25 protein-coding genes, 1 tRNA gene and 2 pseudogenes are annotated in these 23,586 nt (G+C 62.4%); 10 read left to right on the top strand and 18 right to left on the bottom strand.

Annotation, left to right across the window (positions count from 1 at the left end):
- Window positions 1–647: 647 nt before the first annotated feature.
- A pseudogene (locus NKJ72_RS30980) lies at window positions 648–769 on the top strand (DUF4326 domain-containing protein); the annotation flags it as partial.
- A gap of 316 nt (window positions 770–1,085) precedes the next feature.
- Here NKJ72_RS30980 and NKJ72_RS15995 read toward each other — a convergent pair.
- The 3 genes and pseudogenes from NKJ72_RS15995 to NKJ72_RS15985 all read right to left on the bottom strand — a co-directional run bounded on the left by NKJ72_RS15995 (window position 1,086) and on the right by NKJ72_RS15985 (window position 1,867).
- Window positions 1,086–1,511 carry an alpha/beta fold hydrolase gene (locus NKJ72_RS15995; protein WP_352478078.1) on the bottom strand — a complete coding sequence of 142 codons (426 nt, stop codon included), beginning with the start codon at window positions 1,509–1,511 and terminating at the stop codon, window positions 1,086–1,088.
- A gap of 37 nt (window positions 1,512–1,548) precedes the next feature.
- A pseudogene (locus tag NKJ72_RS15990) lies at window positions 1,549–1,701 on the bottom strand (alpha/beta fold hydrolase); the annotation flags it as partial.
- Window positions 1,702–1,790: 89 nt separating this feature from the next.
- Window positions 1,791–1,867 (bottom strand) — tRNA-Met (locus tag NKJ72_RS15985).
- Between the two features lie 236 nt (window positions 1,868–2,103).
- Here NKJ72_RS15985 and NKJ72_RS15980 point away from each other — a divergent pair.
- Window positions 2,104–3,063 carry a Gfo/Idh/MocA family protein gene (locus tag NKJ72_RS15980; RefSeq protein ID WP_254819113.1) on the top strand — a complete coding sequence of 320 codons (960 nt, stop codon included), beginning with the start codon at window positions 2,104–2,106 and terminating at the stop codon, window positions 3,061–3,063.
- 14 nt (window positions 3,064–3,077) lie between these two features.
- Here NKJ72_RS15980 and mnmA read toward each other — a convergent pair whose 3' ends face one another.
- Entirely contained in the window at window positions 3,078–4,268 is a 1,191-nt protein-coding gene (gene mnmA / locus NKJ72_RS15975) for a tRNA 2-thiouridine(34) synthase MnmA (RefSeq protein WP_352478076.1), read from the bottom strand.
- Between the two features lie 261 nt (window positions 4,269–4,529).
- Here mnmA and sciP point away from each other — a divergent pair, with 261 nt between their 5' ends.
- The gene (sciP, locus tag NKJ72_RS15970; protein ID WP_023679563.1) at window positions 4,530–4,805 is read left to right on the top strand and encodes a CtrA inhibitor SciP; all 276 of its coding nucleotides are present in this window, start codon (window positions 4,530–4,532) and stop codon (window positions 4,803–4,805) included.
- 57 nt (window positions 4,806–4,862) lie between these two features.
- Here the strand turns inward: sciP and NKJ72_RS15965 are convergent, their stop codons facing one another.
- Window positions 4,863–5,789, bottom strand: a complete 927-nt coding sequence (locus NKJ72_RS15965) for an NADP-dependent oxidoreductase (RefSeq protein ID WP_352478075.1) — start codon at window positions 5,787–5,789, stop codon at window positions 4,863–4,865.
- 93 nt (window positions 5,790–5,882) lie between these two features.
- Between NKJ72_RS15965 and NKJ72_RS15960 the strand changes: the two genes are divergently transcribed.
- Window positions 5,883–6,278 carry a winged helix-turn-helix transcriptional regulator gene (locus NKJ72_RS15960; protein ID WP_254819116.1) on the top strand — a complete coding sequence of 132 codons (396 nt, stop codon included), beginning with the start codon at window positions 5,883–5,885 and terminating at the stop codon, window positions 6,276–6,278.
- Between the two features lie 62 nt (window positions 6,279–6,340).
- On the opposite strand, the gene NKJ72_RS15955 is transcribed toward NKJ72_RS15960, so the two are convergent.
- Window positions 6,341–6,718 (bottom strand): flagellar export protein FliJ, encoded by a 378-nt coding sequence (locus tag NKJ72_RS15955; protein ID WP_254819117.1) that lies wholly within the window; start codon window positions 6,716–6,718, stop codon window positions 6,341–6,343.
- Between the two features lie 451 nt (window positions 6,719–7,169).
- Between NKJ72_RS15955 and ctrA the strand changes: the two genes are divergently transcribed.
- Window positions 7,170–7,865: a response regulator transcription factor CtrA gene (gene ctrA / locus NKJ72_RS15950; protein WP_006203583.1), complete on the top strand. Its 696-nt coding sequence runs from the start codon at window positions 7,170–7,172 to the stop codon at window positions 7,863–7,865.
- Between the two features lie 106 nt (window positions 7,866–7,971).
- Here the strand turns inward: ctrA and NKJ72_RS15945 are convergent, their stop codons facing one another.
- Both NKJ72_RS15945 and chpT read right to left on the bottom strand, forming a co-directional pair.
- Window positions 7,972–8,340: a response regulator gene (locus NKJ72_RS15945; RefSeq protein ID WP_254819118.1), complete on the bottom strand. Its 369-nt coding sequence runs from the start codon at window positions 8,338–8,340 to the stop codon at window positions 7,972–7,974.
- A gap of 238 nt (window positions 8,341–8,578) precedes the next feature.
- Window positions 8,579–9,208 carry a histidine phosphotransferase ChpT gene (gene chpT / locus NKJ72_RS15940; RefSeq protein WP_254819119.1) on the bottom strand — a complete coding sequence of 210 codons (630 nt, stop codon included), beginning with the start codon at window positions 9,206–9,208 and terminating at the stop codon, window positions 8,579–8,581.
- Window positions 9,209–9,547: 339 nt separating this feature from the next.
- On the opposite strand from chpT, the gene NKJ72_RS15935 reads away from it, so the two are divergent.
- Both NKJ72_RS15935 and NKJ72_RS15930 read left to right on the top strand, forming a co-directional pair.
- Window positions 9,548–10,129 (top strand): DUF1134 domain-containing protein, encoded by a 582-nt coding sequence (locus NKJ72_RS15935; protein ID WP_023679557.1) that lies wholly within the window; start codon window positions 9,548–9,550, stop codon window positions 10,127–10,129.
- Between the two features lie 147 nt (window positions 10,130–10,276).
- Window positions 10,277–11,440, top strand: a complete 1,164-nt coding sequence (locus tag NKJ72_RS15930; RefSeq protein ID WP_352478072.1) for a coiled-coil domain-containing protein — start codon at window positions 10,277–10,279, stop codon at window positions 11,438–11,440.
- A 129-nt stretch (window positions 11,441–11,569) separates the two neighbouring features.
- Here NKJ72_RS15930 and NKJ72_RS15925 read toward each other — a convergent pair whose 3' ends face one another.
- Window positions 11,570–12,367 carry a TrmH family RNA methyltransferase gene (locus NKJ72_RS15925; RefSeq protein ID WP_352478070.1) on the bottom strand — a complete coding sequence of 266 codons (798 nt, stop codon included), beginning with the start codon at window positions 12,365–12,367 and terminating at the stop codon, window positions 11,570–11,572.
- A 311-nt stretch (window positions 12,368–12,678) separates the two neighbouring features.
- Between NKJ72_RS15925 and NKJ72_RS15920 the strand changes: the two genes are divergently transcribed.
- A complete protein-coding gene (locus NKJ72_RS15920) occupies window positions 12,679–13,683 on the top strand; it encodes a L,D-transpeptidase (RefSeq protein WP_352478068.1) in 1,005 nt (334 codons plus the stop codon).
- 89 nt (window positions 13,684–13,772) lie between these two features.
- On the opposite strand, the gene NKJ72_RS15915 is transcribed toward NKJ72_RS15920, so the two are convergent.
- The 4 genes from NKJ72_RS15915 to NKJ72_RS15900 form a co-directional block, all read right to left on the bottom strand.
- Window positions 13,773–14,111, bottom strand: coding sequence for an ArsR/SmtB family transcription factor (locus NKJ72_RS15915; RefSeq protein WP_254819124.1), 339 nt, complete (start codon window positions 14,109–14,111; stop codon window positions 13,773–13,775).
- 173 nt (window positions 14,112–14,284) lie between these two features.
- Window positions 14,285–15,091, bottom strand: coding sequence for a HugZ family pyridoxamine 5'-phosphate oxidase (locus NKJ72_RS15910; protein WP_352478105.1), 807 nt, complete (start codon window positions 15,089–15,091; stop codon window positions 14,285–14,287).
- Entirely contained in the window at window positions 15,063–15,824 is a 762-nt protein-coding gene (locus NKJ72_RS15905; protein ID WP_352478066.1) for a 3-hydroxyacyl-CoA dehydrogenase, read from the bottom strand. The genes NKJ72_RS15910 and NKJ72_RS15905 overlap by 29 nt, the downstream gene beginning before the upstream one ends.
- 65 nt (window positions 15,825–15,889) lie before the next feature.
- On the bottom strand, window positions 15,890–16,426 hold the full coding sequence (locus NKJ72_RS15900; protein ID WP_352478064.1) for a GNAT family N-acetyltransferase: 537 nt from the start codon (window positions 16,424–16,426) through the stop codon (window positions 15,890–15,892).
- Between the two features lie 277 nt (window positions 16,427–16,703).
- Here NKJ72_RS15900 and NKJ72_RS15895 point away from each other — a divergent pair, with 277 nt between their 5' ends.
- Entirely contained in the window at window positions 16,704–17,693 is a 990-nt protein-coding gene (locus NKJ72_RS15895) for a glutathione S-transferase family protein (RefSeq protein WP_352478062.1), read from the top strand.
- A 114-nt stretch (window positions 17,694–17,807) separates the two neighbouring features.
- Here NKJ72_RS15895 and NKJ72_RS15890 read toward each other — a convergent pair whose 3' ends face one another.
- Together NKJ72_RS15890 and NKJ72_RS15885 are read right to left on the bottom strand one after the other, a co-directional pair.
- Entirely contained in the window at window positions 17,808–18,338 is a 531-nt protein-coding gene (locus NKJ72_RS15890; RefSeq protein ID WP_352478060.1) for an ABZJ_00895 family protein, read from the bottom strand.
- A 6-nt stretch (window positions 18,339–18,344) separates the two neighbouring features.
- The gene (locus tag NKJ72_RS15885) at window positions 18,345–18,845 is read right to left on the bottom strand and encodes an NUDIX domain-containing protein (RefSeq protein WP_352478058.1); all 501 of its coding nucleotides are present in this window, start codon (window positions 18,843–18,845) and stop codon (window positions 18,345–18,347) included.
- A 53-nt stretch (window positions 18,846–18,898) separates the two neighbouring features.
- Between NKJ72_RS15885 and NKJ72_RS15880 the strand changes: the two genes are divergently transcribed.
- Window positions 18,899–19,843, top strand: coding sequence for a metallophosphoesterase family protein (locus NKJ72_RS15880; RefSeq protein WP_352478103.1), 945 nt, complete (start codon window positions 18,899–18,901; stop codon window positions 19,841–19,843).
- A gap of 76 nt (window positions 19,844–19,919) precedes the next feature.
- Here NKJ72_RS15880 and NKJ72_RS15875 read toward each other — a convergent pair whose 3' ends face one another.
- The 3 genes from NKJ72_RS15875 to NKJ72_RS15865 form a co-directional block, all read right to left on the bottom strand.
- On the bottom strand, window positions 19,920–20,537 hold the full coding sequence (locus NKJ72_RS15875) for a hypothetical protein (protein WP_254819130.1): 618 nt from the start codon (window positions 20,535–20,537) through the stop codon (window positions 19,920–19,922).
- Between the two features lie 133 nt (window positions 20,538–20,670).
- A complete protein-coding gene (locus NKJ72_RS15870) occupies window positions 20,671–21,474 on the bottom strand; it encodes an alpha/beta fold hydrolase (protein ID WP_352478056.1) in 804 nt (267 codons plus the stop codon).
- A gap of 212 nt (window positions 21,475–21,686) precedes the next feature.
- Window positions 21,687–23,474: a tetratricopeptide repeat protein gene (locus NKJ72_RS15865; protein WP_352478054.1), complete on the bottom strand. Its 1,788-nt coding sequence runs from the start codon at window positions 23,472–23,474 to the stop codon at window positions 21,687–21,689.
- Between the last annotated feature and the right edge of the window lie 112 nt (window positions 23,475–23,586).

The following is a 23,586-nucleotide window of genomic DNA, read 5'->3' as shown; positions in this document are numbered from 1 at the left end:
ACGCCCGGACCGAGTTGCCTTCTGGCTTGACGAGGCCTGAAGATTGGCCCTGTCAATTCCAGCAGGAATAGTTGTCGGCAAGCGAACCGCGGCAATGCTGCGCCCGACAGGATGAAACTGAGAACCCCTATGTCATCGTTTGCGCTATATAACTTTTGCGACAGCCGGGGGCGGAAGAATGGAATCGGGCGTATTTCTCCACTACCCACGCGGTCCGAGGCGGCAGAAATGGGGCCGAGCAGACCGTCCGCTGCTAGGGTACCCAGCACGCGAGCGGACATGTGAGACCTCGGTGCGAAGGTCCGGGATCAGGCCCATTGCGGACGTACGTGTTGGTTCGCCTGTTGGCGCCGAAGCGCCTTATCGTTCAGTCTCGCGGCACACATAGATCAAATGAACCGTATCGTCATCGATCAATGTGCTCGACACCAGTTGCAGCGGAGGCCTTGCTTGCCCCTGCCGAGCACGAACGGCCTCACGTGCAGGTGATATTCCTCGATCAGGCCGGACTGGAGGGCATGGTATCGAAGCCTATCGGCAGCGCCTGGCTGAACTGGATACGGATGTCCAGCGGGATGACGCCCAGGAACTCGCGGCGCTCCTCGACGGCCATCTCGCGCAGATCGTGACCGTTGACCGTTGAGGTGCAGGCGCTGCTCGCCGGCCTTCTGCCGTCGGCGCCGATCCCGATATTGAGGCGCTGGAGCGAACATGCCAGTTCGTCGCCGAGAACGCCGACGAGCTGCGCAACAAGAACCTCGCCTGCTGGCGCCTTGGAGTAAAGAGACGAACCCCCTCCCTCGCTCTTGGCCCGTAGTTCCAAGCAGGCACTTGCTGGCGGACCTATTGAACCAAAAGACCTAGCAACGAACTGAAATCGACAGGGTCCCTTCATAGCGGAATTAGTCGCGCTAGGGGCCCGTAAGTCACCGTGTCGGGCCTTGGCGCACAATGGCATGTGGATAGCTAAGTTTGACCCGCGGCAAGCGTCGCTGGATGGTCACGAGAGGGCGCCACTCGCACAGTCCTAAGCGACAGCGCACACTAGGCGCGCTGCCACCGCTATCGAGACATCGCCGTCACAGCTACCGCACCGATTTTGCAGCGTCGATGATCACGTCTGCGACCGAACGAGGTTTGGTCAACATGATCAAGTGATTGCCCTCGAGCTCGGTGATATGCGCTTTGATGGCCTTGGCCATCGACTCTTCGAACGCCGGCGGGATCGCACCGTCAGCCTTCGCAACCACGAACCAACTGGGCTTGGTCTCGGACGCCGCCCGGGTCAGCCGTTCGTCGAAGAGACGGGCCGCCGATGGCTGCTGCGTCGCCGCGAGAACCGCAACCTCCTCGGGCGTCGCGTCCTGAGCGAAATACTTGCCCAGCCCCTCCTGGGGTACGGTCAGGAAGTCGCCGCTGTCCTTCTGCAGGGGTCGACGTCCAAGGCGCCGGCGGACTTCCCGCCGTAGCGCTGGTGACTGACTTGCCCTTCGGCAGGGCGAAGGCGGCAACGTAGACCAAGGCTTTGACCTTGTCCGCCGTTCCGCCCTCGGTGATCACCATTCCGCCCCAGGAGTGGCCAACGAGGATCACATCTCCCGGCGCGGCCTCGATGGCCCGTTCAGTGGCAGCGACGTCGTCTGCAAGCGAGGTCAGTGGGTTCTGGACGGCAACGACGCGAAGTCCGGCGCTCTGCAGCAATGGAAATGACCTTGCTCCAGCTGGAGCCGTCTGGGGGCGCTACCACATATGCATGATTTACTAGTTATTTCAGTAACTTATTCGATTTTTGGTAGCGGGAGAGGGACTTGAACCCCCGACCCCAGGATTATGATTCCCGTGCTCTAACCAACTGAGCTACCCCGCCAGGGCGGCGAAGGCCCGAAATCCAGCTTAAATCGGCAGGCATATCGGCGCGTTCGCCAAGGTCGCGCGGATATAAGGTTGCGAGGCCAAGCCTGTCAAGCATCGAAGTGGCTGCCGCGCCGGCATATTGCTGGCGCCTAAAGCTTTGCCGGGCAGACATTTGGGCGCACAGGCCGGGGTTGAGTTCAGCGAGGCACGTCGCTATGTCTCGGCCACGAAAGCCATGGTCATGAATTGATGAAACCGCGCATTGCAGTCCTCGGTTGCGGATACTGGGGCAGCAACCACATCCGCACCCTAAAGGCGCTCGGCGCGCTGCACGCGGTTTCGGACGTCAACCCCGCGCGTGCGGAGGGTTTTGCCAGCGAGCAGGATTGCCTGGCGATCGAGCCGGAGGCGCTGTTTGCCCGCGACGATGTCGACGCCATTGTCATGGCGCTGCCGCCGCAGTTCCATGCCGACATGGCGGTGCGCGCCGTGCTCGGCGGCAAGGACGTGCTGGTGGAGAAGCCGATCGCGCTGACGGTGGCCGATGCCGAGCGCTCGGTGCAGGCGGCCGCCGATAATGGCCGTGTCTTCATGGTCGGCCACGTGCTGCGCTTTCATCCCGCCTTCGAGACGCTGAAGGCGCTGATCGACAATGGCGAACTCGGCGAAGTCCGCTACATCCACTCGCATCGGCTCGGGCTCGGCAAGTTCCACACCGAAAACGACGCGTTGTGGGATCTGGCGCCGCACGATCTGTCGATGATCCTGGCCATCACCGGCACCGAACCGGTCGAAGTGCGCGGCGAAGGCGCTGCCCTTCTCGACAATCTCAGCGACTTTGCGCATCTGCACATGCGCTTTCCCAGCGGCTTGCGCGGCCATCTGTTCGCCTCGCGGCTCAACCCTTACCGCGAGCGGCGGCTGACCGTGGTCGGCACCAAGGCGATGGCGGTGTTCGACGATGTCGAGCCGTGGGAGCGCAAGCTTGCCGTCTACCGCCATGCGGTGTGGCAGGACAGCGGCCAATGGGCGTTCACCGCCAACGAGCCGTCCTATGTGGCGGTCGGCGAGGGCATGCCGCTGACGCGCGAGCTGGAGCATTTCATCCACTGCATCGAGACGCGGGCCGAACCGCGCACCAGCGGTGAGGAAGCCATCCGCGTGCTGCGCATCCTGACCGCCGGCACCGTTGCCCACACCAGACCCTAAAGAGAAAACGCCGTCTATTCGGCGGGAACCCGCGCCGGCTGGACGGCAAGCCGCGTCAGCATCGCTTCGGCTTCGGCGCCGCGCTCGGAGCGCTCGATGAAGCCGCCGCCGAACACGCGCGCCTCGTTGCCGTGGTCGGAATAGAGCACGCAGGCCTGACCGGGGGCGATGCCCGACTCGCCGTCAACCAGCTCCACCGAAGTGACGCCGGCGCGGTGATGCAGCACCGCCGGGCGCGGCGGCCGCGTCGAGCGCACCTTGGCGAAAAGCTCAAGCCCGGCCGCCGGGATATCGGTCAGCGGGCCATCGCCGAGCCAGTTCATGTTGCGCAAGAAGATCTTGTGGGTTTCCAGCGCCTCGCGCGGGCCGACGACGACACGAGCCCGGTCGGCGTCGAGATGGACGACGTAGAGCGGCTCGCCGGAGGCGATGCCGATGCCGCGGCGCTGACCGACGGTGTAGCGCAAAATGCCCTCGTGACGGCCAAGCACGCGCCCGTCTATATGGACGATGTCGCCCGGATTGGCGGCAGCCGGCTTCAGCTTGGCGATGATGTCGGAATACTTGCCCTGCGGCACGAAGCAGATGTCCTGGCTGTCCTGCTTGGCCGCAACCGTCAGTCCCATCTCCTCGGCGATGGCGCGAACCTCAGGCTTCGACAGGCCGCCGAGCGGAAAACGCAGATAGTCGATCTGCGCCTGGGTGGTGGCGAACAGGAAATAGCTCTGGTCGCGGTCGGCGTCGACCGGCCGGTAAAGCGCGCGATGGGCGCCATTGGCGCCGGAGCGGATGTAGTGGCCGGTGGCCAGCGCATCGGCGCCGAGTTCCTTGGCGGTCGCGAGAAGATCGGCGAATTTCACCGTCTGATTGCAGGAGACGCAAGGGATCGGCGTTTCGCCGGCTACATAGCTCTCGGCGAACGGGTCGATCACCGCCTTGCGGAAGCGCTCCTCGTAATCGAGCACGTAATGCGGGATGGCGAGCGTCTCGGAGACGCGGCGGGCATCGTCGATGTCCTGGCCGGCGCAGCATGAGCCGGCCCGGTGCGTTGCCGCGCCGTGGTCATAAAGCTGCAGCGTGACGCCGACGACGTCGTAGCCCTCGCGCTTCAGGAGGCCGGCAACGACCGACGAATCGACACCGCCCGACATGGCGACGACGACGCGGGTATTTTCGGGGCGTCCGGGAAGATCGAGGCTGTTCATGTTTCTTTCGTTCTGCGCGGCGCTTCAATGCCAATGGCCGGAATATAGGTCAAGCGTCTCGGCTGCGCCAGCTTTGCCGGGCCGGCTCATTTTTCCTGCCGGGTTCAATGCGCTTGTCCGCAGATGTTTCAAATGCCGATGAAAAGGCTAACGCCGCGTTCATGATCCTTACCTAACCATTAGGGTCTGCTTAGGCAAATTTTAAAGCTGTGGCGGTAATGTGGTGGCGATTGGGTCTTTGAGTTTTTTGTAGAGAGTACGATGACCGATCTAATTAGACCGCGAGTCAAATATGTTATCGGGCCAGACGGCAGCCCCCTTACCATCGCCGATCTGCCGCCGACAAACACACGTCGCTGGGTTATCCGGCGCAAGGCGGAAGTGGTGGCGGCGGTGCGTGGCGGGCTTTTGAGCCTCGAAGAGGCGTGCCAGCGCTACAAGCTCACCACCGAGGAATTTCTGTCCTGGCAGGCGTCGATCGACGAATACGGCCTTGCCGGCCTGCGCACCACGCGCATCCAGCAATACCGGCATTAGGCCGATAAGGGCGCTGATCCGCGCCCTTACGTTTGCGAGGGGCGACGATCTGCAATTTCAGACCGTCAGCACCACCTTGCCGATCGGCCTGGTGGCGAGAAAGGCATGGGCGGCACCAGCCTGTTCGAGCGGAAACGCCTTTGCCACGTGGACGGCCAGCTTTTTCGCGTCGATCAATTTGCAGAGCTCCACCAGGGCGGCACGGTCGGGCACTACGGACATGCGCTCGACGCGGATGCCTCGCGTCCTGGCCTTTGCCTTGGTGGCATCGCTGACATCGAGCAGCGACACCAGAACACCGCCAGCGGTGAGCACTTTCAGTGATTGCTCCGCATGCACGCCGCCGAACGGGTCCAGAACCAGATCGATGTCGCGGGCCTTCCCGGTGAAATCATCCCTTGTGTAGTCGATCACCTCGTCGGCGCCGAGCGAGCCGACGAAATTGAGCTTTTCCGGGCTGGCGGTCGCGACGACGTAAGCGCCGTGCGCCTTGGCGATCTGTACCGCCAGATGGCCGACGCCACCGGCTCCGGCGTGGATCAGCACGCGCTTACCAGGTTCGAGCCGGCCATGGCGAATAAGGCCTTGCCAGGCCGTCAGGCCGGCCAGCGGCAGCGCGGCGGCTTGCGCGTGATCTATGCCTTCAGGTTTCGGCGCAAGCTCATCAGCCGGGACAGCGGCGAGTTCGGCGTAGGCTGCCGCCTGTTTGGGAAAACGCGTCATGCCGAACACGGCGTCGCCGACCTTGAGGCCGGAGACGCCGGAGCCCAGCGCCTCGACAACTCCCGAAACGTCCCAGCCAAGGACAAAAGGCGGCTCGCCAAGCAGCGGATAGTGGCCGCCGCGCACCGCACCATCGACCGGATTGATGCCGGCCGCCTCGATGCGGACGAGCACTTCGCCGGCCTCGGGTGATGGCGCGGGGCGATCCGCAATGACGAGGACGTCGGGTCCGCCGAAGGAATTCTGAATAATGGCACGCATGGAAGGCTCTCCTGCTGGTTTTGATGTGCCACTATCATTTGGATAGTTACATTCTCTTGTCTAGTATGTACCTTTTTGATATATACGCACCTCATGGATAGTGAAGATGTTTCCCCTTTCGGCTATGACGCCTTTCGGCGGTCGTGCCCGTCACACGCCGTGCTCGAGACGCTCGCCAGCAAATGGGTCTACCTGGTGATTTGTGCGCTGCGCCGGGGCCGGCTCCGCAACGGCGAATTGGCGCGCAAGCTCGAAGGCATCACGCCGAAAATGCTGACGCAGACGCTGCGTATCCTGGAACGCGACGGGCTTGTGCGGCGTGAGGTTTTCCCGGTCGTTCCGCCGCGTGTCGAATATGAGCTGACCGAACTTGGCGAGAACCTGGCAGGACTGCTCAATCAGATCAGAGCCTGGTCGGAGCAGCATGTGCCCGACATCAAAAATGCGCGCGCACGGGCGGCGGAACAGCAAGAAGATCTGGGTGCCTGAGGCGGGCACAGTTCGGTGCGCAGCAATAGCGCGCAAGCGCGACGCGCGTTAAAGTCTTGTTTTCAGCCGATCATGGCGCTGCGGCCGCCGGCTTCCGTGTCGCGCGCCTTGGTGTCGCGCGATTCCAGCATCTCGGCCTTGGAAAGCTCCGCTTCGGCTTCGCCCAGCAATGATTCGGCGACATTTCGCTGCTGGGCGAGGTCGCTTTGCGAATTTCTAAGGTTGTCGCGGCGTAGACGTGCCGCCTTGGCGAAGGTTGGATAAGCAAAGTGATTGATGTCGGTGATGCCGGCCTTCTTCTCTTCGGCAGCGATCTGAAGTTCCAGCTCGACGGCCATGCGCTCGAATTCGGCGATCATCATGTCGAGCTGCAGCAGCTGCCGCCGCTTCTCGCTCACCTGAAATTGCTTCAGCCGAACGAGGTTTTCACGTGACTTCATGATTCGGTACTCCCGGAAACGCACACCTGCACATATCGTCCAATTCACCCGGCACGGCCCAGGCCTGACCCGTTTCCACCGGCTTTCCCGGAACTATGGGAAACAAACTCCTAAAGTTTTTTGCCGGCGGTAACCATTCGTTTACGGGCATTGTTAATCATACGGCTCAGGACTTAAGGGCGGGTAAAAATTCTGCTTCTCGTCGCGAAACCCGGCCAGCGAGTCCGAAGAGTCACTTAGTCTGGCTTATTAATGTGCCGCATTAACGGTTTGGGTCTGTGATTCGTTATTGGATTCAACAAGGTGTAGAAAGGGGTTAAAAAATCTGATACCGTCACGGACGGGGAATTAGGTTTTATTAACCATTCGATGGCAGCCTCTGCTCAGGGCAATCACTGCTCCGGTCCTGGACGGGTCGTGAAATGGTCCGGCAGCAGAAAAGGGGAATGAAATGCGCGTTCTGCTGATAGAAGATGACAGTGCAACCGCACAAAGCATCGAGCTGATGCTGAAATCAGAAAGTTTCAATGTCTATACGACCGACCTTGGCGAAGAGGGCGTCGATCTAGGCAAGCTTTATGATTACGACATCATTCTCCTCGATCTCAATCTCCCCGACATGTCGGGCTATGAAGTTTTGAGAACGCTTCGCCTTTCCAAGGTGAAGACGCCGATCCTCATCCTCTCCGGCATGGCCGGCATCGAGGACAAGGTGCGCGGCCTCGGCTTCGGCGCCGACGATTACATGACCAAGCCCTTCCACAAGGACGAACTGGTCGCCCGCATCCATGCCATCGTGCGGCGTTCCAAGGGCCACGCCCAGTCGGTCATCACGACGGGCGACCTGGTGGTCAATCTCGATGCCAAGACCGTTGAGGTCGGTGGCCAGCGCGTGCATCTGACCGGCAAGGAATATCAGATGCTGGAGCTGCTCTCGCTGCGCAAGGGCACCACGCTGACCAAGGAAATGTTCCTCAATCATCTCTATGGCGGCATGGATGAGCCGGAGCTGAAGATCATCGACGTCTTCATCTGCAAGCTGCGCAAGAAGCTTGACGCCGCGTCTGGCGGGCAGAATTACATCGAGACCGTCTGGGGCCGCGGCTATGTGCTGCGTGAGCCCGAAGATATCCGCGTCAGCGCCTGAACCAGGGGCGTGATCCCAAGGTGGGCGCCGGGTTTTTCGGAAAAGAACCTGGCAAAACAACAAAGAGAGAGCCGATCCGATTTTGGTCGGAATGGAACAGCTCTGATCAGGCGGCAACCTTCAAGGCGCGGAAGCACTCGAGCAGTTGCGGCCGGTTGAACGGCTTCAGCAGGTAGCCCTGGGCGCCGGCCCGTTTTGCCCGCATGATCGCCCCGACATCGACCTCGACCAGCGAAATCAAAACCTGCGGCAATACCGGGCTTTCGATGGCGCGCACGCGGCGGATGAGGTCCTGCGCCTGCATGTCCGGTAAGGCGCCGTCGACGACGATGATATCAGGCATGTCGGCCGCGCACATCTCGATCGCCTCGTGGCCGCTGGCGGCCTCGATCACCATCATGCCGGAACCGCCCAGGATACGCCTTGCGACCTTCCTGATGACGCTCGAATTATCGACGAACATGCAGCGTTTCATTCCCGGACCCTCTTGCCGTTTGGCGAACCGGCAGCGTCGTGGCATCTGCCTGGGAACATAGGGCCGATCTGGTAAAGAAGCCGAAAAGCCGTTAGGTAAAATTTTCCTGAAGGTGTTTTAGTGAAATCTTCTTTCCCAATGCTTCACGCAATCAAGCTGCAAGCGCGTCTCACAGATGTTAAGACCACGCCGTAAATAGGACTTGGAGAGAATACTTTCCCCGCTCTTTCGGAGAACTTCAGGCTGCGGAAAGGACGATCTCGTCGGCGGTCGCGTGGATCGAAATCGTCATGTTGGCTTCGCGGGCCAGGAGCAGCGTGTAATAGGGCTGCACCGAATGCGCGTCGATCGGCTCGTCCGGCCTGTTGCCGGAATGCAATTCCAGGAATTTGGGCGGCACGCGCAGCATCGGGCCGCTCGCCGCGAGCGCAAAGCGCGGCTCGGTCTCCAGGTTCTCCAGCGTGACCGCCAGCCTGCCGCCGCGCGGAATGGCGGCGTTGGCGACGAGGATGAGATTGAGCAGCAGCTTGACCTTGTTCTTGGGCAACAGCGCACGGGTCCCGTTCCAGACCAGTTCCGGCTTCTCGTTCTTCAGGAAGGCGATGGCCACGGCCTCGGCATCCCCGGTGTCGATCAGCATGCCGGCGGAACCGGCGGCGCCGAAGGCGATGCGGGCGAATTGCAGGCGGGCGGAAGCGTTTTTGGCGCTTTGGCGGATCAGTTTCATGGCGTCTTCGTCGGCGCCGCCCTCGTCGAGCAGCTCAAGCCCGTTGTTTATGGCGCCGACCGGCGAAATGATGTCGTGGCAGACCCGGCTGCACAAAAGCGCCGCCAGGTCGGGTGCGGAAAGGGTGAAAAGCTCGGCCATCGGCAAAAATCCCTGCAAATTTCACAACACAATGACCGGGCGGTCATGATCACGCCTGTCAACACGAATCACGCTCTCTCCCAAGCATTCTGAATACACAGCGCTTATGCGTGCAGCAACAAATCCAAAATTTTGATTGTCGAAAATGGTGTGTTCACGCAGCAGGGTGCTGCGCGGGCGATGCGAAACAGCCTTCGAACCGCCATCTTCATGTGAGAGTTTAATGGTTGAAAAAGGATTACGGCATAGTTTGCCCCTAACAGTCATCCTTAACGGCCGCCAAAGAGCTGTACGGATGCGAGGCGTCGGCGAAAGTGCTCCCTGACGGAGATTGGAAGCATGGTTTCCCGATTCTACGACCGGACTTTTTTCCGTGTCATCTCAATGACGATCGCGCTCATCGGCCTTGTCGCCTTTTCGGCATCGGCGGCGCGGGCGCAGGAATACACGGCCCAGGAGATCGTCGATTCCGGTCATAAATTCTTCGGCGCGACATCGGGCGGGCTCGCCACCGTCGTCGAGAAGATTTTCGCCACCTATGGCCTGCCGAACGGCTATCTGCTCGGCGAGGAGGGGTCCGGGGCGCTGATCGGTGGCCTGACCTATGGCGAAGGCACACTCTATACCAAGAATGCCGGCGATCACAAAGTGTTCTGGCAAGGCCCGTCGCTCGGCTGGGACTTCGGCGGCGAGGGCTCGCGCGTCATGATGCTGGTCTACAATCTGGACGATGTGAGCAGCCTCTATAACCGTTTTGGCGGCGTCGCCGGCTCTGCCTATGTCGTCGCCGGCGTCGGTTTCAACGTGCTGAAGAACAACAATGTGCTGCTCGTGCCGATCCGTACCGGCGTCGGCGCCCGTCTCGGCGTCAATCTCGGCTACCTCAAGCTCACCCAGCGCGCGACCTGGAATCCGTTCTGACCGGCATGACGGAGCGACGGCGATTGGGCCTGTGATCCAGCGGCCCGAGCTTTGCCGCGGCATACTCTTGCCGTGGCGCCGGATTTCCGTCATGCGAAGATGGCAAAGTCGACCTTTGGCGGTTGCCATGCACAACGGATAGTCATCTTGGTCCAGTCGATCCTGTTCTTTGTTCTCGGCTTTCTCTGCGCCGGCTTTCTGGCGCTGATGATTGCTCCGGCCGTGTGGCGGCGGGCGGTGGCGCTGACGCGCAAGCGCGTCGAGAGTTCGATGCCGTTGACGCTGGCCGAGATCCAGGCGGACAAGGATCGCATTCGCGCCGAGTTCGCGGTTTCGGTGCGCCGGCTTGAAATGACCGTCAAGTCATTGCGCGAGAAGGCCGCCGAACAGCTGGTCGAGATCGGCCGCGACCGCGAAGCCCTGAAGGAATTGGCGGCCGAGCGGCAGGACAAGAACCGGGTCGTCGCCGATCTTACAACCAGGGGCGAGGAGCTTCGCAAGCGCGATGAGCAGCTGCAGCAGCTGTCGGAGCGGCTTGCGGAGACCGAGCGCGCCCACGAAAAGCGCGGGCTCGAACTGCGGAAACTGGAGCACATGTATGACGACGCCAGTTTCTTATCCAGCAGCCGGCAGATCGAGCTGGTGGCGCGCGAATCCGAGCTGCAGAAGCTGGCGAGCGACATTTCGCTGCTGCGCGGCCAGCGTAAGGAGGCGGACAGGCGCAGCCAGGAATTGGCAGCCGAAAGCAAGGCTTTGCGGGACGCGCTGAAGGCCGAGAAGAAAAGAACCGGCGACCTCGAAAAGAAAATCGAACGCCTGCTCGCCACGCTGGCCGATCGCGAGGACAGGCTGGAGCGCCGCGAGAAGGAACTGGTGCGCCTTCGCGAAAAGCCGAAAGGCGCTGAAAGGGCGCCTGCGGCGGGTCTTGCCGGCGTGCCAGGCAGTCAGGTCAATGTGGCCGCCAACGGCGACATCGAAAAGACAACCGCCAAGCTCGACGCCGACCGCGAGCGGCTGGAGGCCAGGCTGACATCGCTGGCACGCGAGAACAGGCGGCTGAAGACAGATCTTGCTGCCGTCGAAACGTCGAAATCACGGGCCGGAGATGATGCCGGCAGCGCCAGCGCGGCATTGCGCGAAGAGATGAACGATCTGGCGGCGCAAGTCGTGGCCTTGACGGCAAGGCTCGACGGGCCGGATTCGCCGATCGCCCGGGCGCTTGCAGCGGCTGAGGATACGCGGCCGGGGAGCAGCGGACGCAGCCTTGCCGATCGGGTGCGAGCGCTGCAGAAGGCCGCTTCGACCGACTGAGATTCCGCAAGCGCAAGCGCGGCGGCTCTGAAGCGCGTCGCGTTCGACCGCCTCATCGGACGCGCTTTAAGTTCTTGTTTGATGCATGTCGTTATCGCGAAACCGCTGCACGCTTTTGCGCGACATGCATCAGGCTCCGGAAAAATGATGCAGCGCGATGGCTGACGCGGCGGCGACGTTCAGGCTGTCGAAGCCTTGCGCCATACCGATCCGCAGCGTCTGCAGGCGGGCAAGCAGGCTTTCCGGCAGGCCTTCGCCCTCGGTGCCGAGATAGAGCGCCAGCCGCTCGTTTCTCTTGGCATCGCGAATGTTGATCTGCCCGCGCGGCGACAAGGCGAATTGGCTGAAGCCTTGCCGGTCGAGCATGGCGGTGCAGCCGGCGGTATCGGCAAAGCAGGCGAAGGGGACCTTCAAGGCCGCACCCACCGAGACGCGGATTGCCTTGCGATACAGCGGATCGCAGCAGGTCGGGTCGAGAAGCACGGCATCCGCGCCAAAAGCCGCGGCATTGCGGAAGATCGAGCCCATATTGTCATGATTGGCGATGCCGACCAGCACCACGATCAGCGCGCGGGCGGGCAGCGCGCCAAGCAAGGCTTCGGCGGAGATCGCCGCGCCCTTGCGGCCGATCGCCAATATGCCGCGATGCATGTGGAATCCGGCGATCCTGTCTATGATTTCGCCGGATGCGACATAGATCGGAAGCCCGGCAGGCGCCTTGCGCAAGACGTCATCGAGGCCGGCCAGCCGGTTTTCGAGTACCAGCACCGATTCTGCCTCGAAGCGCCGGGCGGCGAGCAGCGTGTCAAGCACCACCTTGCCTTCGGCGACGAACCGGCCTTGCCGGCCGGCAAGATCTCGCTCCCGGATGTCGAGATAGGCTGCGACGCGGGGATCGTGCGGATCGTCTATGCGGATCGGATTCATGGCTTCCTCGGCGGACCATGGCGTCGGCCACGAATCGGGACTCGGTTTCGGAAGGCATGATGCCGGAACCGAAGCTCAGACCGTATCTCAGCGTCGAAATGGATGCACGCCGTTCTAACGGTCATCCAGTCACTGGGGCGCCGGGCCAGGATGGAATCTGCCCGGGCTTTGGCGACGGGGGAATATTGATTCCCGCGGTACGGCTCTTCGGCAAGCCGCTTCAATGCAGAATTTCGATGGGGCGAGGGAACCGCACAGGGCCATGCCGCGTCATAGAAGCGGGCTCCTGCTGCGGTCCTGGGAGGACATCGATGATCAGGCTCCTCCTCGTCTTTGCCGCCACGCTTGCCCTTGCATGCGGCGTGGCCCGCGCGGCCAAGCTCGATCCGGCCACCGTCAATCAGGCCCAATTCACTGTCGGCGAACCGAAGGGTGTCGATCCGATGCTGCTGAAGGCGCAGATCCTTCTGGATCGCGCCCGCTTCTCGCCGGGCCTGATCGACGGTCGCCTTTCCCAGAACTTCGCCAAGGCCGTCGCCGCGTTTCAGGCGGCAAACGGACTTCCGCCCGATGGCAAGCTCAGTCCACAGACCTGGAGCAAACTCATCGCAACCTCCGCCAAGCCGGTGCTGGCGACCTATGAGGTGATGCGCAAGGATGTGCGTGGACCGTTCACCCGGCGTATTCCCGCCCGCTTGGAGAGGATGGCTCGCTTGCGGCGGCTCGGCTACCGCAATGCGGTGGAGAGATTGGCCGAGCGCTTCCATGTCAGCGAACAATTGCTGAGAATGCTCAATCCGGGCACCAGCCTCAGGAAGCCCGGCAGGACCTTGGTGGTGCCGGATGTCGACAGGGGCGACCCTCCCGCCGGCGTCGCCACCATCGAGGTCGACAAGGGCGCTCGCCTGGTGCGTGTGCTCGACCGTGCCGGCAAATGGCTGGCGGTCTACCCCGCCTCGATTGGGAGCGAGGAGAAGCCGGCGCCGAGCGGCATGGCAGAGGTCAGGCGCGTGGTGCACAACCCTACCTATCACTACGATCCGGACTTCGCTTTCAAGGGGGTCAAGACCAAGCGGCCCTTCACCATCGCTGCCGGGCCGAACAATCCCGTGGGATCGGTCTGGATCGACCTTTCCATCGAAAGCTACGGCATCCACGGCACGCCCGAACCAGGCAAGATCGGCACGACCTTTTCGCATGGCTGCATCCGGTTGACCAATTGGGATGCCGAAGACCTTGCCTCCATGGTGCAGCCGGGCACCAAGGTCGAGTTCAAGGACGAGATGGCGCAGGCCGCCGACGAGCGTGTTCAGTAGCAAGGCCGACTTGGCAGCAAGGCGGATTTGGCAGCAAGGCGGATTTGGCGGCAAAGCGGATTTGGCGGGGTGTTCTCCGCCTCGGCCGCTCAAGTCCCGGCGCGACGCAGCCGGTGAGCCATCTGCGACAGTTCACCTTCGCCAAAAATGCCGTCCAGCATATGCAGCAATTCGCGCACCGCCCCGGATTTGCAGGAATAATAGATCATTTGCCGATCGCGGCGGGTCTCGACAAGGTCGGAAGCCCTGAGCTTGGCCAGATGCTGTGACAGGGCGGATTGGCTGAGCGACACCTTCTCGGCTATGGCGCCGACCGACATCTCGCCCTCGGCCAGATAGCTCATGATCAACAAACGCTTTTCGTTGCCCATCAGCGTCAGAAACGCAGCCGCGGTTCCGGCGTTGGCGACTAGTTTGTTCGAGACCATAGATCCCCCATGCCTTCTTGCTCATCCGCCGCTATGGGGGCAATAGCGTCGGATTCCATAGACTTTCCCTATAGATGCACGCCAGCGATTCAGCGTCACTCGCAAAGGTAGAACATTTCGCTCAAATCTCAAGGCTTGCTTTCCATGCAAGCCGATTAACTGTGCGGCTGTGATTAATTTGCCGATCGGGCAGCCTTTGCCATGTCGACCAGGACAAGCCTGAGGTCGCGCGCCGCTCTCAGCGGCTCGGGGAAGAAAACCCGACAGACATTGTCGCCCGATACGAGATCCATCCCGTCCGCGTCGAACCCGGTGACGATCCAGCCGTCGCCCCCGGCTCCGCCGAAATGACTTGCGTAGAGGGCAATCGCATCGAGATGGTCGGCGTTCATATGGTCGAGTGCCGATTGCTCGCCGGCGGCAAGCTCTTCGACGATCGCTCCCGTCGCGACCAGATCGGTGCGGTCGAGCAGATAGGCCTTGCCGAAGCCTCCGTTCAGGCTGGCGCGCTCCGGTTCGAGCCGGAAGATCGAGAAGTCGCCGAGCCCGGCATAGAGTTTTGCCTTGGGGTTGCGGTTGAGGTAGCGCCGCTCGGCGCGGGCGTGTTCGTTCGATCCGCGTTCGAGCCGCACGGCGCGGCAGACGAGCGTCAGTCGCGGATGCGCCAGCGGATCGCCCTTGCCGGGTTCGCCGACGAGCAACGAGCAGCGCGGGTCGGCAAGGATAGCGCCGGTGTGGGCGGACAGCATCGAGACCAGGATCAATGGCGTGCCGTCGATGTCGGTGGCGACGCCGACGCGGCTGGCCAGCGGCGAACCGGTCCCTGGTTCGAGCACCGCCATCGCGCCGAAACGGGCGCTGCGGATCAGCGTCTTTGCCAACCTGATCGCCTCGGCGTCGGTTGCGCGGATCACATCTTTCCTGGGTTCGTCCAAAGCACCACCGTCGCTTTTATTTCGGCGCCATGCGGATGGCGCCATCGAGGCGAATGGTCTCGCCATTGAGCATCTGGTTCTCGACGATGTGCAAGACAAGTGCCGCGTATTCCGAAGGCTCGCCCAAACGGGAAGGGAAGGGTACTGCGGCGCCGAGCGAATCCTGCACCTCCTGCGGCATGCCGGCCATCATCGGCGTCCTGAAGATGCCAGGCGCGATGGTGCAGACGCGAATGCCAAAGCGGGCGAGATCGCGCGCCACCGGCAGCGTCATGCCGACGACGCCGGCTTTGGACGCGGAATAGGCCGCCTGGCCGATCTGGCCGTCATAGGCCGCGACCGATGCGGTGTTGACGATCACGCCGCGCTCGCCGCCCTGTAGCGGTTCGAGCCTCGCGGTCCGGTCGGCGACCAGGCGGATCATGTTGAAGGTGCCGATCAGATTGACCTCGATCACCTTGCGGTATTGATCGAGTGGGTGCGCTCCATCCTTGCCGATCGTCTTCAAGCCGATGGCGATGCCGGCGCAATTGACCAGAATGCGCGGCTCGCCGAGCGTCTCACCCACTCCCGCGACAGCAGCGGCACCGCTCTCCGCGTCGCTCACATCACATTGGACGGCGATGCCGCCGATGTCGGCCGCCACCTTGGCCGCCCGGTCAATGCCGAGATCGAGGACGGCAACCCTGGCGCCACGGACGGCAAGAGCGCGCGCCGTCGCCTCGCCAAGGCCAGAGCCGCCGCCGGTGACGATCGCAATCTGGCCGTTCGGGTTCATCTTGACGTTCGCCTCCCTGCCCAGACTAATGCTGCGAAGCCACCGTGCCAACAGCGCCGGAACGGTCACGCCATCGCGGCGATGTGCTCGGCAATCCTTGCCTGGTCGGCGTGGCAAACCTCGCCCACCAGCCTTGCCACCGCGCCCGGCATGATCTCGTGCGCCAAAAGCCGATCGGGATCGACCGGACGCGGCATCGAGATCTGCCCGCGCGGCAGCCTCTTGAAGCCGAGCGGGCCGTAATAGGGTTCGTCGCCGACCAGCATCACGGCAGGCGCGCCGGCCTTGGCGGCGGCTTCCAGCGCGATTGCCACCAGCTTGCGGCCAATGCCGAGATTTTTGAAGGCCGGCCGCACGGCGAGCGGCCCGAGCATCAGCGCGCGGCCGGCACCGGCGGCGATACGCGTCATCCGTACCGAGGCGACGACGATTGCGCCGTCGACGGCGACGAATGACAAAGCGCGTTCGTGCGAGCCAGCTTGGCGGATCTTGTAGGCGGCAAGCACGAAACGGCCCGGCCCGAAAGCCTCGTTGTTGATGGCGTCGATTTCAGGATCGTGCGCCGGAGTTTCCGGCAGGTATTTCACGTCGGCAAGGCTCATGGTCTTTGCGTTCCGGTATACGAGGAAAGGTTTGCTGCAAGCGGCAGCGTTCGCCAGTCAGCGCTTCATCAAGCGCGGGCGCTCTTTCGTCGTCGGTCGAACCGGATCACGGCAAAGTCAAACATGCGGATGTCCGCTACCACCAATTTTCAGCCGCCGCAATCGGCCGGCGCAGCCGACATGCACTCGACGCAGCCGTTGACGATCTGTTCAGCGTCGGGGATTTCCGCGGGGCCGCTTGCTGCCTACATCGGGTAGGAACGCGAAAGGATATTTCATGGGATTGCTAGTCGAAGGCCAATGGCAGGACCGCTGGTACGATACCGGGGAGAGCGGCGGGAAATTCGTGCGCGCGCAGTCACAGTGGCGCGACTGGGTGACCCGCGACGGCGCGCCGGCCGAAGGGCGAAAACGCGGCTTCAAGGCCGAGCCCGGCCGCTATCACCTCTATGTCTCGCTCGCCTGCCCGTGGGCGCATCGGACGCTGATCTTTCGCGTGCTCAAGAAACTCGAGGACGTGATTTCCATCTCGGTTGTCCATCATTTCATGGGCGCCGACGGCTGGACGTTCCTGGCCGAGGACGGCGCCACCGGCGACACGCTCTACGGCCTCGATTTCCTGTACCAGATCTACACCAGGGCCGATCCCGGCTATTCGGGCCGGGTCACCGTTCCCGTGCTGTGGGACAAACGCGAGCAGACCATCGTTTCCAACGAATCCTCCGAGATCATCCGCATGCTCAATTCGGCCTTCGACGAATGGGGCGATGCCAAGCTCGATTTCTATCCGCAACCGTGGCGCGGCGAGATCGATGCGATCAATGCGCTGGTCTATCCCGCGGTCAACAACGGCGTTTACCGTGCCGGCTTCGCCACCACGCAGGCAGCCTACGAGGAGGCATTCGGCGAATTGTTCTCGGCGCTCGACACGCTGGAGGATCGCCTGTCAAAGCAGCGCTATCTCGTCGGCGGCCGCATCACCGAGGCGGATTGGCGGCTGTTCACGACACTGGTCCGCTTCGACCCGGTCTATGTCGGCCATTTCAAATGCAATCTGCGCCGCATCGCCGACTATCCGAACCTGTCGAATTATCTGCGCGACCTCTACCAGGTGCCGGGCGTCGCCGGCACGGTGAATTTGCACCACATCAAGGCGCATTATTACCGCAGCCACGAGACCATCAACCCGACACGGATCGTGCCCGTCGGGCCAGAGCTCGACTATTCCGCCCCGCATGATCGGGCGCGATTCAGGAAGGCGGCGTGAGACCGGTGGACCTAAAGCGCATCGTTCGACCCGGCCTTATGCGGTACGCTTCAGGTTCTTGTTTTGATGCATGTCGCGATCGCGAATCCGCTGCACACTTTTGCGCGACATGCATTAGCGGAAGATTTCGGTGTTGATACGGGCCTGTCTGGCAAGCTCTGCTTTCAGAAAATTCTTGCCCATGCGACTGGAGTAGCCTGCGGCATTAATGCCGAAGACGACAAGTCCGCCAAACAGCAGGACAAAGACCCAGACGAACAGAGGGATGGCGTCGCCCCCCGGGATGGTTCCAGCCGCAAAAGCTAGGCCTCCCAGTATCAGCGAAAGCAGACACGAGGTTAAAGACGAAAAAAGCGTTATTTTCCAATATTCGTCGCGATTAAAAAGTCGAAGGTTTTTCCTGATGAATTTGTAAGAGACGAAGGAGGTCGACCCAAACGCAATTGCAATGCCGGTGGCGTTGCCGAAGCTGTCCGGTAACGAAGGGAACATGATCGATATGCCCATAAATATGACGTTCAGGCCCATCATTACCAGACTATAGACCCCTACATAGGGCCAGACGTTCACCGATCTTGCTTGTCCGACATCCATGGTATTGCCCCCATTTCGTGAGCGATAGCTTGGAATTTTTCCAATAGCCAAGCAAGCCTACCAATAGGGTAGTGTTGGTTGACTCCCAAAAATCTCGGCGATGCGCCGCAAAGTCGCTGGTGTCGTGCCTTCCGGCAAGCGATCGAGCGAAAAGAAGCCGGCTTCGGCGATCTCGCGGTCGGGCAGTTTCGGTGCTGTCTGGTTGAACTCCTCGACCAGATAGAGGCCGACATGATCGCGGCGGCTAGCGCGGCGGTTGAAATGCAGCGATTTCAGCACCGGCGATCCGGTCAGCGCGATGTTGCCTTCCTCGAACAGTTCGCGCGCCAGCGCCTCGATCATGGTCTCGCCCGGCTCGACGCCACCGCCGGGCAGGTGCCAGCCAGGAACATAGGTATGGCGGATGAGGAAGACGGAGTTGGAGGCTCGGTCGTGGATCAAGCCGCGAACGCCGAGCGTCATCGGCCGCCGCAGTACGAAGTACAGGTGAAACAGCCTCGCCCTGAGGCCCGGCCAGCCGGTCTGGCGCAGGGCTTGCTCCGGATCCGGCGTCGTCATCGTCCGCGAAACCGTGAGTGGAAAGCGGCGCGCGCCTCGCCTATGAAGAAAAGATGTTCAGGCTCGCGCATATTTCCGATGTCCATCTGGGGCCGCTCCCCGATGTAACCTATCGCGATCTCGCCTCCAAGCGCGTGGTCGGCTACGTCAATTGGCAGCGCAACCGCCGCCGCCACATGCACGACGCCGTCATCGACACGATCGTCGCCGACATGAAGGCCAGCGGGCCGGACCATCTCGCCATCACGGGCGACCTGGTCAATCTGGCGCTCGACGGTGAACTCGAGATGGCCAAGCACTGGCTGGAGACGCTGGGCTCGCCCAACGACGTGTCGGTCGTGCCGGGAAACCATGACGCCTATGTGCCGGGCGCCTTCGACAAGACCTGCCGGTCGTGGGCGGCGTGGATGACCGGCGACGGCGTCAATACGCCGGTCGACCGCAACACCTTTCCGTATCTGCGCGTACGCGGCGATGTTGCGCTGATCGGCGTCTCCACGGCGCGCGCCACGGCTCCGTTCATGGCCAACGGCTTCTTTCTGGAAGGCCAGGCGGAACGGCTGCGCGGCATGCTCGACGCCACAGGCAAGCGCGGCCTGTTCCGGGTGATCATGATCCACCACCCGCCGATGCGCGGCGCCGTTTCGCAGAACAAGCGGCTGTTCGGCATCTCGCGCTTCCACAGGGTGCTTCACCGGCACGGCGCCGAGCTTGTGCTGCATGGCCATTCGCATGTGCCGTCGCTGTTCTTCATCGGCGCCCGCAAGACAAAAATCCCGGTGGTCGGGGTCGCCGCCGCCGGGCAGGCCCCCGGCAGTTCGCATGCGCCGGCGCAATACAATCTGCTCGACATCGACGGTGAAAAGGACAATTGGCGGATCAAGCTGACGCGCCGCGGCCTGACCGGGCCGGCATTGCCGCCCAGCGACCTGCAGACGCTGGAGCTTGGCGTCGAGGCCGAGGCGTCGATGGCTAGAGCAATTCCAGGAAAAGTGTGAAGCGGTTTTCCGTCCGGAATTGCATCAAAACAAAGAGATAGAGCCGTTCAGCATTTCGGTGAAACGCTGAACCGCTTCAGAAGCTGATTTTCATCGCGACGATGCGATCCCAGAACAGTACGAGCGAAATCGCCAGGCCGACCAGGGCGCCGGCGGCGATCAGGCCGAGGCCCGAGAAGAACGCCGACCAGCCGTTGCTGCGCGCGGCGATCTGCAGCGGCGGCTCGGCCTCCGCCACCAGGGCGCGTTTGAGGCCGGCGACGGCTTGCTCGATGCCGCCTTCCATCATTCTCTGGCGTTCGACAACGCGCTCGGCGACATAGCGCGTCACCTGGTCGGCAACGACCTTCATGTCGGTCGATTCGGCGAGGACGACGCGGCCGATGCGCGTGTCCTTGAGAAAGCGGTAGGTGCGGCGGTCGCGTCCCATGGCGACATGGCTGACGGCGTCAATCCACAGCCGTGGCTGCAGGCCGGACGAGACGGCGAAGTCGAAACTGTCCATGTCGGTGGGCACGTCGCCGAAGACCGGTGCGAGTTCGGCGGCAAGCAGATCGAGCCGCATGCGATGCGCTTCGCGCATGTCGACGACGACATCGTCGCGGTCGGCGAAGGCGTTCTTGACGTCGCGAATGGCATCGGACAGTTTTCGCGACTGATCGATCTGGGTGATGTTCTCGCCTGCGTCCTTCATCGGCGTTGCCTCGCGGGTTTGGTTAACACCGAATTAACACAGCCGCCGGCAAAATGCACTTGCCAGATCGACGGGCCGGCAAGGGTTCGGTGGAAGGAGCACCTGCGCCGCGGCCGTCCCGCGCGAGGACGGATCAGCTCGTCGCCGCAGCCAATTCTGGACGAAGCCGCCTGCTGCGACGCCGCATGTTGCGACGGACAGCCTCGACGACCAGGCCGGGCGCTTCCTCGACCAGCATATGGCCGGCTTCCAACACGCGGTGCAGATGAAAATGCTTCGGCAAGCCGTCCGCCTGGCTGACGGGCAGCATCGCGTCGTCGGTTCCCCAAACCACCATGATTGGCATATTCAGCGTTTCAAGCCGCTCGCTTGGGATGACGCCTTGCCGATCATCCCTGGTCATGGCGGCCGCGAACTGGACAAGTGTCCGTAGCTGACCGGGACGCTGCCGCATCTCGTTGACGAGATCGACCCTATGCTGCGAAGGTCGGCTTTGTGGTCCCGACATGTCGGCAAGACAGGCGCGGATTTCATCCGTGCCGGCAGCGGCGGCGTAACGACGCAGCAGCGGACCATTGATCTCAGGACCGAAACCGCCCGGCGCCAGCAGCGTCAGCGAGGCTATTTTTTCCGGCTCGTTCAATGCCATCAGGGCGGCCACGGCGCCGCCCATCGAATGGCCGACGAGATGGGCCCGCTTAATCCCGCGAGCGGAAAAATCCGTAAGGACGGCACTGGCTGCAATCCTGGCCGGACCGCCGCCCGGAAAATCGAGCGACAGCCCATGCCCCGGCAGATCATAGGCCAACGTCCGCGCGCCGAGTGCTAGGGACGCGGCCACCTCGCGCCAGTCGTCGTGGCAGCCACCGAAGCCATGCAGCAAGGCGATGGTTGTCGGGCCGGTGCCCCGTTCGGCGGCGTACAGGGATGGGGTCATGCAAACTTTATGGCTTGGTGCCGGGACCAGTCAGGATGCCCGGGGCGGTCTTATGCGAGGATCAGTCTTTGCGGGAGGTCAGACTTATGCGCGATCAGACCTATGTGGGATCGGATTGGCCGGTTCAAATTGTGTCTGAATTGCGCTTTGGCCGTCCGGATGGCCAGTAAAATCTTCGCGATCACCTGACGTCGTGCACGCGCCGGGAGACGTCAGCTGGCGCCGCCAAGCCCGGCGGCGCGCAGGGCTTCCACCAGCCGGTTGGTCAGATCGGCGGGATATCTTCGTTCGACGAAAGTTGCGCGCGGATCGGCTGCGAATTTCGGGAATTTGGTGGTCAGTTCCTGCAGCAGCCTGCTCGCCAGCTTCTCGCGGCCGGCAGCCTTGGCGCCGATCAGCCGCGCGGCCAGATAATGCGATTTCATTTCCGTCGTTCGCAAGCCGTCGCCGGCAAGCGTCGCCTTGTTCATGTCGCCCATCATGAACTCTCCGGCGAACAGCCCGTAATCCCACCATGTCGGATGGGCGCTGGCGATGTCCACCGCGTGAGCGATGATCGGGGTGCCCTCGCTGTACCTGCCGGCGAAAACCAGCCCGTAGCCATAGGCGGCGGCCATTGCGAGATCGTAGGGATTGAGCTCATAGGCCTTGCGCATCCAGCGGATCGATTCCGCGGAATCGCCCATGCGCGAGTTGAGATAACCAAGGGCGCGGTGCGCGTAGGGGCTGGTCGGGCCCATCTGGATGGCGCGATGGGCAAACGTCATCGCTTTTTCGATCGTCGCGTCGGCGGGGTAGGGATAGTGGTCGGTGACCGCTTCAAGATGCAAGGACGCGAGCTCCGAATAGACGAGCGACGACTTCGCCTTCCCGTTGGCAAGATCTTCGAGGCAGCGGTAGGCGGCTTCGTGCGTCTGGGCGTTCTGGTCGAGATAATATTTGCCGTTGAGCACCAGGCACGCCGTCAGCCCGGTCTGGATGCCGCTCTGCTCGATGTAGTTGTAGATCGTGCCCGAGGCGGGAAGAGCCGAGCTCAAAATGCCGGAGATCTGGTCCTCGATGGCGGTGTTCGCGCTGTCGCCGGCGGTCAGGTTGCGTGACAGCAGCACGCGGCCGGTCGCCACGCTTTGCAGCTCGAGCATGATGTCGCCGCTGCGCGGCCCGGGCAGGACATCGAATACGAAGCTGGCGGCGTCGGTAACTGGATCGGGCGGGCTGTCGGCATCACGGCCGATGAAATTGATGGTGTCGAAGCCGCTAAGGCCGGCGCGCAGCGATGCGGCGACACGGCGAGCCACGTCGCTGTCGGCCTTGATGGCGATGTAGACCTGGGGAAGGTTTTCGACCGGAGGCGCTGCAATGCTGGCGGTCGCCACCGCGGTCTCGACCGCCGTGTCGCCGCCGGTCAGCAATACCACGCTGCCCTGGCGAAGGATCAGCACACCCAGCATGAGAATGACCAGCGCGATCGCCAGCCAGAAGAATTGCAAATGCCGCTGCAGCGAAGGTGCAGCAGGGGTGACGGCTGGAACGCTCAGCAATGCAGCCGGATGTGTCCGGTTGCGGGCGTCCTCCAGCGATCCGGGCGGGGCGTTTGTCGCCTCTTCTGTCGCCGGCTGCGGCTTGCTCTTTGCCTCCACCTCCGCCGGCAAGCGAATGGCATTGAGTTCGTAGGATGGAACATAGCCGCCGCGCGGAATGGCGATGCGGACCGGTTCGGCAACGCCCTCATTGGCGAAATACTGCTGCAGAAGCTCGCGCAGCCTGCCGGCCTGCACCCGCACCACCGCATCGGTCGACGGATCGAAATCGCCGTCCTTGCCGAAGACGTCCATCGCTATGGAGAAGCCCTTGAGCCGGTCGGCTTCGCCTGCCTGCTCGCGCTCGACGAGATAGCGGAGCAGCTTGCGCGCGCGCTCGGATCGTCCGAACGTTTCGCTGGCAAGCAATCGCTCCAGCGTTTCGCGCACTGCGGGGGCGGCAGGCGTGGTATGCTGCAAGTGTCGATCCCTTCGAATTCGGCACAGGTTGAGGTACAATCATATAGCGCTGGCGGCGCCTTACAAGCGTGTGCTTATGGTGCGATAGCGTACCCACCGGATAAAAGTCCGG

Source organism: Mesorhizobium sp. M0045 (assembly GCF_040323385.1).
GTDB lineage: Bacteria > Pseudomonadota > Alphaproteobacteria > Rhizobiales > Rhizobiaceae > Mesorhizobium.
This window is presented reverse-complemented; position numbering and strand designations above follow the sequence as displayed.